Consider the following 15,439-nt stretch of genomic DNA (forward strand, 5'->3'; position numbering starts at 1 on the left):
CCCGCTCCCACAGGGAGCAGCGTTGTTCACAAATCTGTGTTCCACCACGGACCACTGTGGGAGCGGGCTTGCCCGCGATGACTGACTGACAGACACCATAAATGTTGAATACGCACTGATATCGACCTGACGATCCAAGGATCTTCCATGGCAAACCAACAACTGTTTCTGGGCATCGACTGCGGCACCCAAGGCACCAAAGCCGTGATCCTCGACGCGCACAGCGGCCAGGTCCTCGGTCAGGGCGCCGCCGTCCACAGCCTCATCAGCGGTGCCAATGGCCGTCGCGAGCAAGACCCCGCCCAGTGGCTGGAAGCCTTTACCCTGGCGACCCGCCACGCACTGCTCGCCGCGGGTGTGGACGGTCAGGCCATTCTCGGCATCGGCGTTTCCGGCCAGCAACATGGTCTGGTGCTGCTCGACGATCACGGCCAGGTGCTGCGCCCGGCCAAGCTCTGGTGCGATACCGAATCCACCCCGGAGAATGATCGTCTGCTGACTCATCTGGGCGGCGAAAAGGCTTCACTGGAACGCCTCGGCGTGGTCATCGCGCCGGGCTACACCGTGTCCAAGCTGCTCTGGACCAAAGAACAGCACCCGGAAATTTTCGCCCGGATCGCCCGCATCCTGCTGCCCCATGACTACCTCAACTATTGGCTCACCGGCCGCAGTTGCAGCGAGTATGGCGATGCGTCGGGCACCGGTTATTTCAACGTGCGCACGCGTCAGTGGGACTTGCAACTGCTGCGCGACATCGACCCCAGCGGGCGCCTGCAAGCCGCGCTCCCGGAGCTGATCGATGCCCACCAGCCGGTCGGCACGCTCCTGCCAGGCATCGCCGAACATCTGGGCATCAACCCCAAGGCACGGGTCTCCAGCGGCGGTGGCGACAACATGATGGGCGCGATTGGCACCGGCAACATCAAGCCTGGCGCGATCACCATGAGCCTCGGTTCCTCGGGGACGGTCTACGCCTATGCCGAGCAAGCGCACGTGAGCCCGGACGCCTCGGTGGCAACGTTCTGTTCCTCCACCGGCGGCTGGCTGCCGCTGATCTGCACGATGAACCTGACCAATGCCACCGGCGCGATTCGCGAGCTGTTCGACCTGGATATCGAGCAGTTCAACACCTTGGTCGAGCAAGCGCCGATTGGTGCCGAAGGCGTGTGCATGCTGCCCTTCCTCAATGGCGAACGCGTGCCCGCCCTGCCCCATGCCAGCGGCAGTCTGCTGGGGTTGACCATGACCAACCTGACCCGGGCCAACCTGTGCCGCGCCGTGGTGGAAGGCACCACCTTCGGTTTGCGTTACGGACTGGACCTACTGCGCCACAATGGCTTACAAAGCCGCAGCATCTGCCTGATCGGCGGCGGCTCGAAGAGCCCGGTGTGGCGCCAGATCGTCGCCGACATCATGAACACGCCGGTGATTTGTCCCGAACACAGCGAGGCCGCGGCCCTTGGTGCAGCGATTCAGGCGGCGTGGTGCACGTCCTGGACAAACGGGCATGAAGACAGCCTCACGGATCTGTGCGAGCGTTGTGTGAAGCTCGATCCGGCCAGTGAAACCTTGCCGATTGCAGAAAATGTACTGGCCTGTCAGCAGGCCTATGAACGCTATCAACAGCATGTCGTAACCCTTTAAAGAGCGAGCAACTATGTATCTGGTGTGTGGTGAAGCGCTGTTCGATTTCTTCAGCGAAGACGATGCCAGCGGTCTGGCGTCCAAAGTGAATTTCAAGGCGATTGCCGGCGGCTCGCCGTTCAATGTCGCGGTAGGTTTGCGCCGTTTGGGCGTGGATGCCGCACTGTTTGCCGGGCTGTCGACCGATTACCTCGGCCGACGGTTGCAGCAAGTGCTGCAGGATGAAGGCGTGCGCCCGGATTACCTCGTGGACTTTGCCGCGCCGACCACGCTGGCGATGGTGGCGGTCGGTGCCAATGGCTCGCCCCACTACAGCTTTCGTGGCGAAGGCTGCGCTGACCGGCAATTGAAACTGGAGCACCTGCCAGAACTGGAGCCCGAAGTGCGCGGCTTGCACATCGGCTCGTTCTCGCTGGTGGTGCAACCGATTGCCGATACTTTGCTGGCGCTGGTGCAGCGCGAAAGCGGCAAACGCCTGATCAGCCTCGACCCGAACGTGCGCCTGAATCCCGAGCCGAATATCGAGCTGTGGCGTTCGCGGATTGCCACCCTGGTGGAGCTTGCCGACCTGATCAAGGTCAGCGACGAAGATTTGAGCCTGTTGTACCCCGAGCAGGATCCGCAGCGCGTGATCGAAGGCTGGCTGGAGCATCGCTGTCAGTTAGTGTTCCTGACCCGTGGCGGTCAGGGGGCGACGGTGTTCAGCCGTAGACACGGTTCGTGGTCGGTACCGGCTTGTTCGGTAAAGATTGCCGACACCGTGGGAGCTGGCGATACCTTCCAGGCAGCGCTGATTACTTGGCTGACCGAGCAGCAGCTGGATTCGGTCGAGGGTGTGCAGCGACTGAGCCGTGAGCAGATTGACGCGATGCTCAGGTTTGCAGTGAGCGCCGCCGCGTTGACCTGCAGCAAGACCGGGCCGGATTTGCCGTATCGGCGGCAGTTGAGCTGAAATACACGCCCCCATACCTCCTCTACTATGGCAGGTCCTGACTTCAGGGCCTGCCGGTGGACTTGAATAAAAGACAGCTTGCCTATTTTTCTTCATTGGGCGTTATGTCTTTTCTCCCAATATATTCAGCATGCCGACCAATACATCGGGGCTCAGCAACTATCCGCTGCCGCCGATGGTGAGCAGCATCCGTTCAACAAGTACACCCGTTACTATGCGGTCCCCCCATCGAAATGGATGAACCTGACGATCACCAGCACCATTACACAGTTCCTCTCCTGCCAGTTCCGTGAGGCGCAAGCGACCGTGGGTGACGACACTCTTTACGAAGACTTACTGAAGAAAGTATTGCCTGACCGGCACGATGTCGATGAGTGGTATTACGACGTGTATACACCACTCATTCAAGCGATCTATAGCGACAGTAAAGAAGAAGCGTCAAAACTACTGAAGAAATATTGCCAACGATGGTATCCAGCGTTCGAGCAGGCTCCGTGGCACGACACCCACCTTCAAGGAGAGCACGGAATCTACGTTGGCTATTGGGCCTTTGAGGCCGGTGCGATTGCCTTTCTATACGGCATAGACGACAACACCATCGATCACATGGTTTACCCCAAAGACCTGGTTGAATATGCCAGGAGCCGCGCTAACACGTAAACTCTGCCCTCTTCAAGAAAAGGACTCGGATTCAACGTCATGGAATTGCAATTCACCATTACACCCGAGCACACCGAGATCAGGATCAGCGAGCTGCTGGAGCGCGAAATGCTCAAGCATGATCAACAGCAGGCCCGACTGTTGAGCTACGTCGCACGCTTGCAGGATCGTTTGCTCGCGCCCCCGCTGTTTGTCCTGTGCCTGGCCGGCGGCATGCTGGCGATCTATTTCCCCGAGCGCCTGTTCACCTCCCAGAAGATTATTTCGATGGTGCTGTCCGGAGTGATCTTTATGGTGGTCTGGTGGTTCATCTCCGGTCGACTGCTACGCCGCCTGCGAGCACGTCTCGCCGCCAGCCATGCCAAGCCACGCACGACTTTTCGCAGCACGAACCAGCACCTCATCGAAATCAAATTGCGCAATAACCTCAAGGCCGCTGAAGGTGCTTATCGGCTACTGTTCGACGATGAGGGCTTCAGCCTGATCAAGACCAAAGGCAGAGGCGCCAAAGGCGAGTTGGCCTGGGGAAAGATCGTGCGCCTCAAGGAGACGCCCGACTTCTACTCCGTGGCTTCTGCCGAACTGGATCGTAAGGGCAAGTTTTATCACATCCCCAAAAACAGCGATGTCATGGACGCAGACCAGTATCAAAAAGGCTTGGAGCTGTTTTTAAGCCGGGTACCCGATTCGGTCATTTGACGGTTGGCAGGTCTTGCAACGTTGAGCCAGCAAATAATCTCTGCCTTTAACAGTCGCCACGAATTTGAAGAATGCGTACAAATTATCGTATTGCGTTGTAATGGCGGCTGTGTGCGGGACGCCTTCGGGCGAGCCGATTTGGCGTTATCGGTTGACCAAGCCTGTGCACAGCCGCCACCCATCGTTTGGTCACGGTGCTGGCGATTACTAATTAATGCCGAGTAATAATTACTATGCCAACGATAAATCCGTTCCCCGAACGTAGGAAAGGGACGAAGCTTTCTTAGGATTTATTACGACTCACGGGCAGTAATGTAGGACCCGACAACCGAAGGGATTTCCCCGAATGCAAACACCATGGAAGTACATCATCGCGGCACTGCTAGCCGCCCCGGCCTACGCGCAACCACTCCAGACAATTCTCACCTGCCCTTTGGCCGATAGAACTCAGGTGTCCTTGCTGGCGGAAACGAATGCGCAAGGCCAGCGCCTGTTTGTGAAACTCGACAGCAAAATCCAACCGGCCTTTACCGACATCCCGGATTTCGACTTTTTCGGCGAAGTGTTCCTGGCAAAGTGTGTTTCTTCCAGCCTGATATTCGCCTTCGCATACGGCTCGCCGTATTTAAAAGGCGTCGTTTTACGCAAAAACCCTGTCAGTCACGCCGTCGAGCGAATCGATTTTGCCGAGAAGGCGCTACCACGTTGGCTGTACCTTGGACGAGAGCAGATCCGGTTGGTCATTCCTAATATCGGGTATGAAGTGTCGGCGAAGTTTCTGGTCTATGACTATGTTGCTGGAAAGGGGCAGCTGGAAGGACCCGCTGGTATAGAGACGCCTCCAGATCGACGTGGGTTCAAGGTTGTGCGCCTCGAACAGATGACCGCACAACCGGCACGCAACAACCATTAGCCCGCCACTTAACCTTCGATTAATCCTGCGGTCCAAAACTTTACTGGACCGCACTCCCTCAGCACCTTCTGACGCCCAGTGCGGCAGGTTCGACGCCCTTGCATCGAACTGACTTCCCCCTCTGCACTGGAGACCCATCATGAACATGCGAGCATTACTGATCACCACTGCCCTCACCTGCACCGCGTTCGCAGGTTTCGCTCAGGCCGACGACACATCGCCCTCTCAGGCCGTGCCTTATCACTACGGCATGCCGCTGCATGTGGGCAAGGTCGTTTCCATGACCGAACCGTCGACGCTGGACTGCCAAGTGGTCACGGCGGACATGAAGTACATCGATAGCACCTCGGGTAAGCCTGCGGAAATTACCTATCGAAAACTTTCTGACGCGTGCATTTATCAGAGCTGACAGACGATTCTGATTCGGCACTTGGCGGTAGGCCTGCGGGGATTCTGACGCTATGCTTTGGCATCCCCTCTACCGCCGAAAGGATTCGCCATGCCGTTCTCGTTTCGCACGCTGTCGACGTTCACCGCCGCGCTTTGCTTTCTGCTGGCGCTGGTGTGGGGTTTGATGCCGCAATGGTTGCTGGCGATCTGGAGTATCGAGTATTCGCCCGCGGCGGGTTTTGTGGCCAGGCGCAGTGCGGTGCTGTTCGGTGCGCTGGGGGTGATGTTTTATCTCGTGCGGCAGGCACCGCCCTCGGCGGCGAGAAGTGCGATGTGCAGCGGCTTTATGGTGGGCTGTTTCGGCTTGGCAGCGCTGGGCTTCGGCGAATGGCTCAATGGTCATGCCGGGCCGGGTATTTTACTGGCGATCCTGGTGGAGTTGGCACTGGGTCTGGGGTTTGTCCAGACCCGGCGCGTATCGCTCGAACTGGGTGAAACGGCCGGTTAATGGGCCTTTGACTTTGGGCTGAACAGTTGGCTATGGGTTTTGTGCTCAAGGTCGGTGCGTAACCCGGCGATCAGATTGTTGATTTCCCGACAGCCGTTGAGGTGATGGGCGTCTATGCCGGTGACGAACAGGTCGAGATGGTCGGTCTCGTTATCCGAATACACCTTAACGGTCATCGACAGGTCCGGCGACAGCGTGCATTGGCAGCGTTTCGGGAGAAAACTGCTTTCAACGATATTGCGTAGTTCCAAGGCAGAAAGAAACATGGCCACCCTCTCGTTATTGTGAGATTGCCAATCAAGAATCAATGTCGGTCGGAGCTCAGATCACCCGTTCTTTTCTTTCTCGCGGGCTTCATCGTTCCAACGTCCGACCGTTTTTTTGTTTCAGCGCTGACTCAACAGGGATCGCGGTCAGCTCAAGACAGCTTCAGCATAAAACATGCCCAGAATTTCGCCCTGCGACTCGTCGGCAAATCAAGGGGCTGGTGGAGATGGCACGCATCACGCCATGCAAAATGCAAGAAAGGACTGTTTTCGATACCTGCATTTTGCAATCGATCCCTGATGGCGGGTTTGCATTGACCGAGGACGGTAGTGAGAATACGCCCATTCATTCAGTATCCGCTGACCCCACACACACGCAAGGAGGCATTATGGGTGCTTTACCCTTTAACACGACCGCCGGGCTGATAGTTGTCCTTCTGTCGTCCGCAGCCCAGGCCGCGACACTCGAAGACGTCGCGCCGTATCCCAAGCCGGAGAGCGGTTTTACCCGCCAGGTCATTCACCTCGCCCCGCAAAAACAGGAAGACGGCTATCAGGTGGAGATCCTGGCCGGCAAGACCCTGACCGTCGACTGCAACCATCAGCGCCTGGGCGGGATGCTCGAGGAAAAGAACCTCGAAGGCTGGGGTTACCCGTTTTACCGGCTGGAAAAAGTCAGCGGCCCAATGAGCACGTTGATGGCCTGCCCTGACAGCAAGAGCAACAAGGACTTCGTGCCGGTGGTCGGTGACGGTTTCCGGCTGCGTTACAACAGCAAACTACCGATCGTGCTCTATGTGCCCAAGGACGTCGAAGTGCGCTACCGGATCTGGTCGGCGTCGAACCACGTCGAGAAAGCCGTACAGGAATAATCCGCCCATCCCTTATGCCGGGGCGCCACTTAGCGCGGCGCGTTCAGCCACATGGCGCAAACTGTCGAAGTTGATATTCGCGCCGGAATCGACAGCCACCAGGGTCTGCCCCCGGACGCCGGTTTGCGCCACGTACTGCTTGATTCCGGCCACGGCCAGAGCGCCGGAAGGCTCGGTGATCGAGCGGGTATCGTCGTAGATGTTCTTGATCGCGGCACAGAGTTCATCGTTGCTGACGGTCAGCACTTCATCGACGCAAAACCGGCAGACCTCGAAACCGTGCGCGCCGATCTGAGCGACAGCCACGCCATCGGCGAAGGTACCGACGGTTGGCAGCACAACCCGTTCACCGGCCTGTAAGGCGGCCTGCAAACAGGCGGAATGTTCCGACTCGACGCCGATGATGCGCACTTCCGGGCGCAGGTATTTGACGTACGCGGCGATACCAGCGATTAAACCACCGCCGCCCACCGGCACAAAGATCGCATCCAGCGGCCCTTGATGCTGGCGAAGGATTTCCATGGCGACGGTGCCCTGCCCGGCGATCACGTCCGGGTCGTCGAAGCGCGAGACAAAGGTGCGGCCGGTTTGCTGCGCCAGGTCCAGCGCATACGCCAGGGCAAACGGAAAACTCTCGCCGTGCAGCACCGCATCGGCTCCCCGGCTGCGTACACCCAGCACCTTCAGTTCCGGCGTCGTGCAGGGCATGACGATGGTGGCGGCAATCCCCAATTCGCGTGCCGCCAACGCTACGCCTTGGGCATGATTGCCTGCCGACGCGGTGATCACGCCCCGGGCCTTCTGTTCATCGCTTAGGTGCACCAACTTGTTGTAGGCGCCGCGGATCTTGAAGGAAAACGTCGGTTGCAAGTCTTCGCGCTTGAGCAGGACCTGATTATCCAACGCCTCGGACAAGGCCGGTGCCGCTTGCAACGGCGTGCGCACGGCGAGTTCGTAGACCGGCGCGGCGAGGATTTTTTTCACGTAATGCTCAAGCAAGCTCTGCTGGGCGGTGGTGCTGCTCATGGTTGTCTCCTGACTTTGATCGGAGCCCAAGAGACAGAAAGTAAAAACCCGCCTCTAGGGCGGGTTGGGTGCTGCAGTCGTGAGCTAGCCCGCCAAATAAGGAATGGCGGTAATAATGCTTGGCTGGCAGCGCAATACGGGGGAAGTCATGGTTGGAAATTAGCCGGACGCTGATGGCAAGTCAATGGCCAGTTTTCAATGAGTTCTGTAGGCTGGCGATTCTGCTCATCGTCCCAAGGAAGGAAACCATGAAGTCTGTCGCCCTGCCCCTCATTGCCCTGATCGCCTTCGCCGGCTACACCGTTTCGGTGATGCTACAGGCCGAACAGTCGTTGCTAGACTTCGGTATCAGCCTGATGTCGCGGCCCGATACCGCGCAGGTGGTGATTGATTTGTACCTGCTGGCAACGCTTGCCGGTATCTGGATGTACCAGGATGCGCGCAAGCGCGGGCAGTCGGGGTTGTCGGTGGCTCCTTATTTGTTGGTGACGGCGATTTTCGTGTCTGTCGGGCCGTTGTTGTATCTGGTGGTGCGCGGGCTCACCAAGCCTGACCGCGGCGTTTGAGCTCCAGCCGCCGGACGAACTCTTCCAACACCAGCGTATACAGATCGTCCTGCAAGTATGCGTCTTCGATGCCGGCGTCCATGTTCGGGTTATCGTTGACTTCAATCACCACCACTTTGTCGCCGGACTGTTTGAGGTCGACGCCATAGAGTCCGTCGCCAATGAGATTCGCGGTCTTCACCGCGAGTTCAACCACCGCTCGCGGCGCTTCGTGAACCGCCAGGGTGCGGCATTCGCCGTTGATGTCCTGGCCTTTGGCCTTGTGGTTGTAGATCTGCCAGTGGCCCTTGGACATAAAGTATTGGCAGGCGAAAATCGGTTTGCGGTTGAGCACGCCAATGCGCCAATCGTACTCGGTGTAGAAGAACTCCTGGGCCAGCAGCAACACCGAGTGTTCGAACAGTTCGGCGGTGGCCTTGAGCAAGGCTTGCTGGCTTTCGACCTTGATGACGCCCCTTGAGAAACAGCCATCGGGGATTTTCAACACCAAAGGAAACCCCAGACGCTCGCCTACCCACTCGAAGTCTTCCGGTCGCTCCTTGTAGAGGATTTCAGTGGCCGGCATGCCCAGTTGATGGCTCTTGAGCAAGTCAGTCAGGTAAACCTTGTTGGTACAGCGCAGGATCGACGTCGGATCGTCCATCACCACCAGACCTTCGCTTTCGGCTTTTTTCGCGAAACGGTAGGTGTGGTTGTCGACACTTGTCGTCTCGCGGATCAACAGCCCGTCGTATTCGGCGATTCGGGCGTAGTCCTTGCGTTCGATCAGCTCAACGTCGATGCCCAGCGTCTTGCCGACCCTGACAAAGTTGTCCAAAGCCTTGGGGTTGGAGGGCGGCAATGCTTCTTGCGGGTCGTGCAGAATGGCCAGGTCATAACGGGCCAAACGTCGAGAGCGTGGAAGGCGCCAGATCTTGCGACTGAAACTGTCCAGCGCGTTAGCAAACTGATCTTCCTGATCTTCACGCAATTTATGCAAAGCCCCAGACTTTACACCTTCGATGTGCCAGCCGTTAGTTCGACGAAACTCAACTAACAATATCGGACAGGGGAAAACCTCGAATAACTGTCGAGCCAGATCCTGCAATGGCTCGATCGATGTTTTACCGAAGTAAAGGGTCAAAGTGAAACCTTCTGTGTCGCTGTAAAGATGATGACTTAAGGCTTTTTCCAGGGTTTTATCCAGATCGTCCAGGGCCAGGCCATACAGGGATTTTCGGGTCAGTTCACTGATGGTCCGCACCGACGGAATCACCTTGTGCCCCCGAGCTTCGGCCAGCAGCGAGCAGTAATAGCCGTGCCCGAGGTACTTGTAACTGCGGCACAGGTTGATCACCTGAACCCGTTTGCCCTGCTCGTTATTGCGGGTCTGTTCGAGGTATTCCTGGGCGGTGACGATGTCCTCACTGGGAAAGTAGGACGCCCAGTCTTCCTTGCGTTCGACGATTATCATCAACGGGCTGGAAGTTCTGATCGAGGCATTTAAATAGTTTGCAGAAGTTATTGCCGCCGGCAAAGTTTGTTCGGATACTTCGCGCCAATGACCTTGTACCGCTGACATAGTGATTGATCCGTTGGAGAACAAGACCTTTCCTATTAAGCACGAACTTTTTCGAAAGTCCCGTTTCATTACGCAACTTTTACGGTGGTCAAATGAATCCTGTTTTTCGCCCAGCTGTCATTGAGGACCTGCCGGCACTGCTGGCACTCGAACAGCAATGCTTTACCACGGACCGGCTCAACCGGCGCAGTTTTCAATGGATGATCAACCGGGCTCACGGACAACTGCTGGTGGCCCAACGTGGCGATCGATTGGTGGGGTATGCGCTGGTGCTGTTTCATCGGGGCACTTCACGGGCACGTCTGTACTCGATTGCGATCGCCGTTGATGCTCGCGGCAGTGGGTTGGGCAAGCAACTGCTCGAACGCGCCGAGGTCTGCGCCATTGAGCACGATTGCGCCTACCTGCGACTTGAAGTGCGCATCGACAACCTGATGGCAATCGCTCTGTACGAACGCAACAGTTATCGGCGATTCGCGCTGATTCACGACTATTACCAAGACCATGCCGACGCGCTGCGACTGGAGAAATGCATCATTGTGGCGAAGGGGATTTCCCCAATACCGGTAAGTCAAGACGCAGAACCTGTGGGAGCGTGGCTTGCCCGCGAAGAACGATGACGCGTAATACCTGAAAAACCGCGGTGCATTCTTCGCGGGCAAACCACGCTCCCACAGGATTTTCGTTGCGTCTTGATTTAACGGTATACGTATTACTTCAACCCAACCTTGTACAACGCACCATCGTCCTCATCGGTCAGCACATACAGATACCCATCCGGCCCCTGTCGCACATCGCGAATCCGTTTGTTCAGCTCACCCAGCAATCGCTCTTCGTGAACGACCTTGTCGCCGTCGAACTGCAGGCGGATCAGTTCCTGCCCCACCAGCGCGCCGATAAACACGTTGTGCTGCCAGGCCTTGAAGCGATCGCCATCGTAGAACGCCATGCCGCTGAGGCCGGGGGATTTTTCCCAGACATGGTGCGGGCCCACGGTGCCTTCGACGATTTTGCCCTTGGCTTCCGGAATCGGCAGGCCGGAATAGTTGATGCCATGGGTTGCTATTGGCCAGCCGTAGTTTTTGCCACGTTCGATGATGTTGACTTCGTCACCGCCCTGAGGACCGTGCTCGTTTTCCCAGAGTGTGCCGCTCCAGGGGTTGAGCGCCGCGCCTTGCGGGTTGCGGTGGCCGTAGGACCAGATTTCCGGACGAACGCCTTTTTGCCCGACGAAGGGGTTGTCCTTCGGCACCTTGCCGTCCGGGTAGATCCGCGCGACCTTGCCTTGCAGCTTGTCGAGGTCCTGCGCCGTGGGTCGATCGTTGTTCTCGCCCAGAGTGATGAACAGATAACCGTCGCGGTCGAACACCAGTCGGGAGCCGAAGTGATTACCAACTGAAAGTTTGGGCTCCTGACGGAAGATCACGTTGAAATCCTTGAGGGCCGTCAGGTCTTCCGACAACCGTCCGCGACCGACCGCCGTCCCCGCCTTGCCGCCCTCACCGCCGCCTTCGGCATAAGACAGATAGACCATGCGGTCTTGCTTGAAGTCGGGCGACAACACCACATCGAGCAACCCACCCTGCCCCTTGGCCCAGACTTGAGGCACACCGTTGAGCGGACTCGAAAGTTTGCCATCGACACTGACCACCCGCAGGTTGCCCGGCCGTTCGGTCACCAGCATCCCTTGGCGACCGGGCAGAAACGCCAGCGCCCAGGGATGCTCCAGACCTTTAACGATCAGCGTGACCTCAAGAGCGCCCTCCTCACTTTTCAGTTCCTGGGCAGGCGCTGCAAACACGGGCGCGCTGGTGATCAGTACGCCAGCACAGAGCGTGGCCAGGAGGGTTTTACGCAACATGCACGATTCCTTTTGTGGTCAAAAAGGGTTGGCAAGGCCTCTGTCCTGCCGTTCAACGGTTGCTGGTGTCTGCGTCCCGATGAGGTGGATTGGGGATGAATTTCGGTGGGCTGGCGGGAACCTGGCGATCCTGCGGATAACGGTTGCCGATATCGCCGTTCTCCAGGGTTGGTGGCCGCGGCACAGGTGCCGTACTCGGTCCGCGGATCACCCGGATGCCGGGGCTCGTGCCTTGCATGCTGTTGGGATTGGCCCGGCGCATCGGGTTGTTGTAAGGATTGTTATTGGTGCTGCCCGGCAGGTTCTGGGCCAGCAACAAGGGCGAGGATGGCGGCGCGGCGTCGGCCAGGGCCAGGCTGCTCAGCACGCCACTCAATGCCAGTGCGATGACGCCGAACACACATCGGCTCATGGAGACCTCTCTGAAAGAGCGTGCAACGCTTCATGGATGAATAGAGCCACGCTACGCCCAGGGTTCGGATTTGTTAACCAAAACCTCCTTCAAAAGATGTAACACCAGTTGACTGCACCGTCGATCAGCCCGCAAAAGCGGGTCGCAGCCGACTGAAACTTTCCCCCAGGCAACAGGTCACCTGAACATCAATGGGCTGACGAGAACACGACGATGGCACGGGCAATCTGGAAAGGCGCAATCAGTTTCGGTCTGGTGCACATCCCCGTGGCGCTGGTCTCGGCGACGTCTTCCCACGGGATCGATTTCAACTGGCTCGACAGTCGCAGCATGGAGCCGGTGGGCTATAAACGCGTCAATAAGGTCACCGGCAAGGAGGTCACCCAGGCGCACATCGTCAAAGGGGTCGAGTACGAAAAGGGTCGTTACGTGGTGCTCAGCGAAGAGGACATTCGCTCCGCTCATCCACTGTCGACTCAAACCATCGACATTTTTGCCTTTGTCGACAGCGAGCAGATCCCCCTGCAAAACATCGACACACCCTATTACTTGGCGCCGGACAAACGCGGTGGCAAGGTCTATGCGCTGTTGCGCGAAACCCTCAGCAAAACCGGCAAGGTTGCCCTCGCCCGTGTGGTTTTGCATACCCGCCAGCACCTGGCGGCCCTCATGCCGCTGGAGTCAGCCCTGGTTCTGGTGATGCTGCGCTGGCCGGCCGAAGTGCGCAGCCTGGATCAACTGGAGTTGGGCAGTGAAGTGACCAAGCCGGACCTGGCCAAAGGCGAACTGGAGATGGCAAAACGGCTGGTAGAGGACATGAGCGCCGACTGGACGCCCGAGGAGTACCGCGACAGTTTTGAAGACAAGATCATGGCGCTGGTTGAGCAGAAGGCGAATGAAGGCAAGATCGAAATCGTCGAAACCGCTACCGGTGAGGAGGAACGCAAGACAGCGGAGGTAATCGATCTGACCGAACTGCTCAAGCGCAGCCTCGGTGCCAGGAGTGCCGGTAAAACGGCAGCAAAAACCAAAACGAGCACAGACAAAAAAGCCACGAAGCATAATCGTGGCTGACCGGTTACTGAAGCATTTATAAATTATGCAGTGAACATACCGGCCTCTTCGCGGGCAACCCCGCTCCCACAAGTTCGGCGGCGTTCGCAGAATTTACATTCGACACGAACACTGTGGGAGCGGGCTTGCCCGCGATAGCGTCATGCGCCACAACACAAAACTCAGATCAGCACAAAAATCGCCAACAACCCACCAAAAATCGCCCACTTCTCCAGGTAATAGCGGGTGCGGTTACGCTTCTTGAGCGCTTTGCCACGCAAGCGAACCTTGTAGATTTTGGCAAACAAACGGTTGATTGCACCGGTCTTGTCACCCGCATCGTTCGGTGCCCCCGCCGCCGCCATCACTGTACGGCTGAACCAGCGGTTGAACGCCGCGGCCCAGCGATACTTCATCGGCCGTTCGACGTCGCAGAACAAGATGATGCGGTTCTGCTGGGTGGTGTTTTCAGCGTAATGAATGAACGTTTCATCGAACATCACCGCTTCGCCGTCACGCCAATGGTAGTTCTCACCGTCGACGTTGATATAGCAACCAGCTTCGTTCGGCGTTTCCAGCCCCAAGTGATAACGGTACGAGCCGGCATACGGATCGCGGTGGCGGACCAGTTTGGAACCCGGTGGCAGTTCGGCAAACATCGCTGCCTTGACCGAGCCAATGCTTTGCAACAGTTCAGTAGTACGCGGGCAGAGCTTCGCGGCCGACGGGTGACTGTCGCCGTACCACTTGAGATAGAAACGCTTCCAGCCACTTTTGAAAAACGAGTTGAAACCGACGTCGTCGTACTGATTCGAGCGCTTGATCTCCCCGGCCTTGAGCAGGTTCTGACCTTCGGCGCGAATCTCTTCCCAATGAGCCTGCAAAGGGCTCAAGTCAGGAAAGTCCGCCGGATTGAGATAAGGCCGATTGGGGATTTTCGAGAACATATAAAGGAAGCAATTGATCGGCGCCAGAAACGTCGAGTGGTCGCTTAGTTGGCGGCCTAGTTTGTGGCGCACCTTCCCGCGCAAGTGGACATACGCGATGGAGATGACATAGATAGCGGCAATAATGAGTTTCACGGAAATCGTCACACGTCTGAAATGAACAAAGTGCGTCCCGATGGCGCGTTCTTGAGCCATGCCGACAGTTGGCATGGCTGGGAAAGATGGCATTTTAGCCACACTTTGTAACCAATAGTTAACCTTCAACTGTAAAAATGTGTCTATTCATGTCGCCAAAAACACCCATACGACCTTAACGCCCTATCGGTTTAAAGGATCGTCTAAGCTCAGAATTAGGCATGAGGGTTCAGCCATGTGCGGACGACTTTCGCAGTACCGAGGCATCCACGACTTCGTCAAGGCGCTGAGCATGCCCAACGCCTTGGTCAATAATGCCGGCGATCAGCCATTCGAGCTCTACAACGCCGCGCCAACGACTCAGCTCGCCCTCTTCCACCAGGAAGGCGACGTGCTGCACGCCGACAGGGTTCGCTGGGGCTGGCGGCCGCATTGGTCCGAAGAACACCCTATGCCGATCAATGCCAGGGTCGAGAAAGTCAGCCACGGTCCGTTCTTCAAAGCGATATGGCCGCATCGGGCGATCGTTGCCATCGATAACTGGTTTGAATGGGTTTACGAGGGCGGCCCGAAAAAGCAGCCGTACCTCATCCGCCGCAAGGATCGTGCGCCGATCCTGTGCGCGGCGATCGGTCAGTATCCAAGGTACGAACATCAGCCGGACGAACATGACGGCTTCGTGATCATCACCGCCGACAGCAAGGGCGGCATGGTGGATGTTCATGATCGGCAGCCGGTGACGCTGAATCCCGAATTGGCCCGAGAATGGCTGGACCCGGCCACACCGAAAGAGCGCGCCGAACAGATAGTGCTGTTGCAGGGGGAACCGAGTGAGACATTCGAGTGGTTCAAGGTTGATCAAGCCGTGGGCAATGTGCACAACGATGGCCCTGAACTGATCAAACCAATCTGAAGGTTTGTCACCCGTAATCACATCGCGCACGCCATTCGTCGCATGGAAAGCGTGACGCGGA

16 protein-coding genes and 2 pseudogenes are annotated in these 15,439 nt (G+C 57.5%); 12 read left to right on the plus strand and 6 right to left on the minus strand.

The window, feature by feature from the left end; all coding sequences use genetic code 11:
• Window positions 1–147: 147 nt before the first annotated feature.
• From xylB to J3D54_RS24220, 7 genes and pseudogenes are all read left to right on the plus strand, one after another.
• Window positions 148–1,644 carry a xylulokinase gene (gene xylB / locus J3D54_RS24190; protein ID WP_253423615.1) on the plus strand — a complete coding sequence of 499 codons (1,497 nt, stop codon included), beginning with the start codon at window positions 148–150 and terminating at the stop codon, window positions 1,642–1,644.
• Between the two features lie 13 nt (window positions 1,645–1,657).
• Entirely contained in the window at window positions 1,658–2,596 is a 939-nt protein-coding gene (locus tag J3D54_RS24195) for a carbohydrate kinase (RefSeq protein WP_253423619.1), read from the plus strand.
• A gap of 309 nt (window positions 2,597–2,905) precedes the next feature.
• Window positions 2,906–3,256: pseudogene (locus J3D54_RS24200) on the plus strand (PoNe immunity protein domain-containing protein); the annotation flags it as partial.
• 39 nt (window positions 3,257–3,295) lie between these two features.
• On the plus strand, window positions 3,296–3,955 hold the full coding sequence (locus J3D54_RS24205; protein ID WP_253423622.1) for a YcxB family protein: 660 nt from the start codon (window positions 3,296–3,298) through the stop codon (window positions 3,953–3,955).
• 346 nt (window positions 3,956–4,301) lie between these two features.
• Entirely contained in the window at window positions 4,302–4,868 is a 567-nt protein-coding gene (locus J3D54_RS24210; RefSeq protein ID WP_253423625.1) for a hypothetical protein, read from the plus strand.
• 139 nt (window positions 4,869–5,007) lie between these two features.
• Entirely contained in the window at window positions 5,008–5,277 is a 270-nt protein-coding gene (locus J3D54_RS24215) for a DUF2790 domain-containing protein (RefSeq protein WP_253423627.1), read from the plus strand.
• Window positions 5,278–5,367: 90 nt separating this feature from the next.
• Window positions 5,368–5,766 carry a hypothetical protein gene (locus J3D54_RS24220; RefSeq protein WP_253423630.1) on the plus strand — a complete coding sequence of 133 codons (399 nt, stop codon included), beginning with the start codon at window positions 5,368–5,370 and terminating at the stop codon, window positions 5,764–5,766.
• Here the strand turns inward: J3D54_RS24220 and J3D54_RS24225 are convergent.
• Complete coding sequence (locus tag J3D54_RS24225; protein ID WP_253423633.1) at window positions 5,763–6,032, minus strand: DUF1652 domain-containing protein; 270 nt, start codon at window positions 6,030–6,032, stop codon at window positions 5,763–5,765. The two genes, J3D54_RS24220 and J3D54_RS24225, sit on opposite strands and share 4 nt — an antisense overlap.
• A 389-nt stretch (window positions 6,033–6,421) precedes the next feature.
• Between J3D54_RS24225 and eco the strand changes: the two genes are divergently transcribed.
• A complete protein-coding gene (gene eco, locus J3D54_RS24230) occupies window positions 6,422–6,904 on the plus strand; it encodes a serine protease inhibitor ecotin (RefSeq protein WP_253423636.1) in 483 nt (160 codons plus the stop codon).
• Between the two features lie 12 nt (window positions 6,905–6,916).
• Here the strand turns inward: eco and ilvA are convergent, their stop codons facing one another.
• Complete coding sequence (gene ilvA, locus J3D54_RS24235) at window positions 6,917–7,930, minus strand: threonine ammonia-lyase, biosynthetic (RefSeq protein ID WP_253423639.1); 1,014 nt, start codon at window positions 7,928–7,930, stop codon at window positions 6,917–6,919.
• Window positions 7,931–8,178: 248 nt separating this feature from the next.
• Between ilvA and J3D54_RS24240 the strand changes: the two genes are divergently transcribed.
• Window positions 8,179–8,496 carry a DUF2834 domain-containing protein gene (locus J3D54_RS24240; protein WP_253423642.1) on the plus strand — a complete coding sequence of 106 codons (318 nt, stop codon included), beginning with the start codon at window positions 8,179–8,181 and terminating at the stop codon, window positions 8,494–8,496.
• Here J3D54_RS24240 and J3D54_RS24245 read toward each other — a convergent pair.
• A complete protein-coding gene (locus tag J3D54_RS24245; RefSeq protein WP_253423644.1) occupies window positions 8,471–9,949 on the minus strand; it encodes a RimK family protein in 1,479 nt (492 codons plus the stop codon). The two genes, J3D54_RS24240 and J3D54_RS24245, sit on opposite strands and share 26 nt — an antisense overlap.
• A gap of 200 nt (window positions 9,950–10,149) precedes the next feature.
• On the opposite strand from J3D54_RS24245, the pseudogene rimI reads away from it, so the two are divergent.
• A pseudogene (gene rimI / locus J3D54_RS24250) lies at window positions 10,150–10,596 on the plus strand (ribosomal protein S18-alanine N-acetyltransferase); the annotation flags it as partial.
• A 173-nt stretch (window positions 10,597–10,769) separates the two neighbouring features.
• Here the strand turns inward: rimI and J3D54_RS24255 are convergent.
• Window positions 10,770–11,918 carry a PQQ-dependent sugar dehydrogenase gene (locus J3D54_RS24255; protein ID WP_253423647.1) on the minus strand — a complete coding sequence of 383 codons (1,149 nt, stop codon included), beginning with the start codon at window positions 11,916–11,918 and terminating at the stop codon, window positions 10,770–10,772.
• A gap of 52 nt (window positions 11,919–11,970) precedes the next feature.
• Window positions 11,971–12,330 carry a hypothetical protein gene (locus tag J3D54_RS24260; RefSeq protein WP_253423650.1) on the minus strand — a complete coding sequence of 120 codons (360 nt, stop codon included), beginning with the start codon at window positions 12,328–12,330 and terminating at the stop codon, window positions 11,971–11,973.
• Window positions 12,331–12,543: 213 nt separating this feature from the next.
• Between J3D54_RS24260 and J3D54_RS24265 the strand changes: the two genes are divergently transcribed.
• The gene (locus J3D54_RS24265) at window positions 12,544–13,404 is read left to right on the plus strand and encodes a Ku protein (protein WP_253423654.1); all 861 of its coding nucleotides are present in this window, start codon (window positions 12,544–12,546) and stop codon (window positions 13,402–13,404) included.
• Window positions 13,405–13,565: 161 nt separating this feature from the next.
• Here J3D54_RS24265 and lpxO read toward each other — a convergent pair whose 3' ends face one another.
• The gene (gene lpxO, locus J3D54_RS24270) at window positions 13,566–14,465 is read right to left on the minus strand and encodes a lipid A hydroxylase LpxO (protein ID WP_253423657.1); all 900 of its coding nucleotides are present in this window, start codon (window positions 14,463–14,465) and stop codon (window positions 13,566–13,568) included.
• A 235-nt stretch (window positions 14,466–14,700) separates the two neighbouring features.
• On the opposite strand from lpxO, the gene J3D54_RS24275 reads away from it, so the two are divergent.
• Window positions 14,701–15,378 (plus strand): SOS response-associated peptidase family protein, encoded by a 678-nt coding sequence (locus J3D54_RS24275; RefSeq protein WP_253423660.1) that lies wholly within the window; start codon window positions 14,701–14,703, stop codon window positions 15,376–15,378.
• Window positions 15,379–15,439 lie beyond the last annotated feature (61 nt).

This window comes from Pseudomonas sp. GGS8, assembly GCF_024168645.1.
In the GTDB taxonomy this organism is placed as follows: Bacteria; Pseudomonadota; Gammaproteobacteria; order Pseudomonadales; family Pseudomonadaceae; genus Aquipseudomonas.

Coding starts and splice junctions, on each gene's coding strand:
- xylB (WP_253423615.1), top strand. CDS start 148: ATGGCAAACCAACAACTGTTTCTGGGCATCGACTGCGGCACCCAAGGC.
- J3D54_RS24195 (WP_253423619.1), top strand. CDS start 1,658: ATGTATCTGGTGTGTGGTGAAGCGCTGTTCGATTTCTTCAGCGAAGAC.
- J3D54_RS24205 (WP_253423622.1), top strand. CDS start 3,296: ATGGAATTGCAATTCACCATTACACCCGAGCACACCGAGATCAGGATC.
- J3D54_RS24210 (WP_253423625.1), top strand. CDS start 4,302: ATGCAAACACCATGGAAGTACATCATCGCGGCACTGCTAGCCGCCCCG.
- J3D54_RS24215 (WP_253423627.1), top strand. CDS start 5,008: ATGAACATGCGAGCATTACTGATCACCACTGCCCTCACCTGCACCGCG.
- J3D54_RS24220 (WP_253423630.1), top strand. CDS start 5,368: ATGCCGTTCTCGTTTCGCACGCTGTCGACGTTCACCGCCGCGCTTTGC.
- J3D54_RS24225 (WP_253423633.1), bottom strand. CDS start 6,032: ATGTTTCTTTCTGCCTTGGAACTACGCAATATCGTTGAAAGCAGTTTT.
- eco (WP_253423636.1), top strand. CDS start 6,422: ATGGGTGCTTTACCCTTTAACACGACCGCCGGGCTGATAGTTGTCCTT.
- ilvA (WP_253423639.1), bottom strand. CDS start 7,930: ATGAGCAGCACCACCGCCCAGCAGAGCTTGCTTGAGCATTACGTGAAA.
- J3D54_RS24240 (WP_253423642.1), top strand. CDS start 8,179: ATGAAGTCTGTCGCCCTGCCCCTCATTGCCCTGATCGCCTTCGCCGGC.
- J3D54_RS24245 (WP_253423644.1), bottom strand. CDS start 9,949: ATGATAATCGTCGAACGCAAGGAAGACTGGGCGTCCTACTTTCCCAGT.
- J3D54_RS24255 (WP_253423647.1), bottom strand. CDS start 11,918: ATGTTGCGTAAAACCCTCCTGGCCACGCTCTGTGCTGGCGTACTGATC.
- J3D54_RS24260 (WP_253423650.1), bottom strand. CDS start 12,330: ATGAGCCGATGTGTGTTCGGCGTCATCGCACTGGCATTGAGTGGCGTG.
- J3D54_RS24265 (WP_253423654.1), top strand. CDS start 12,544: ATGGCACGGGCAATCTGGAAAGGCGCAATCAGTTTCGGTCTGGTGCAC.
- J3D54_RS24275 (WP_253423660.1), top strand. CDS start 14,701: ATGTGCGGACGACTTTCGCAGTACCGAGGCATCCACGACTTCGTCAAG.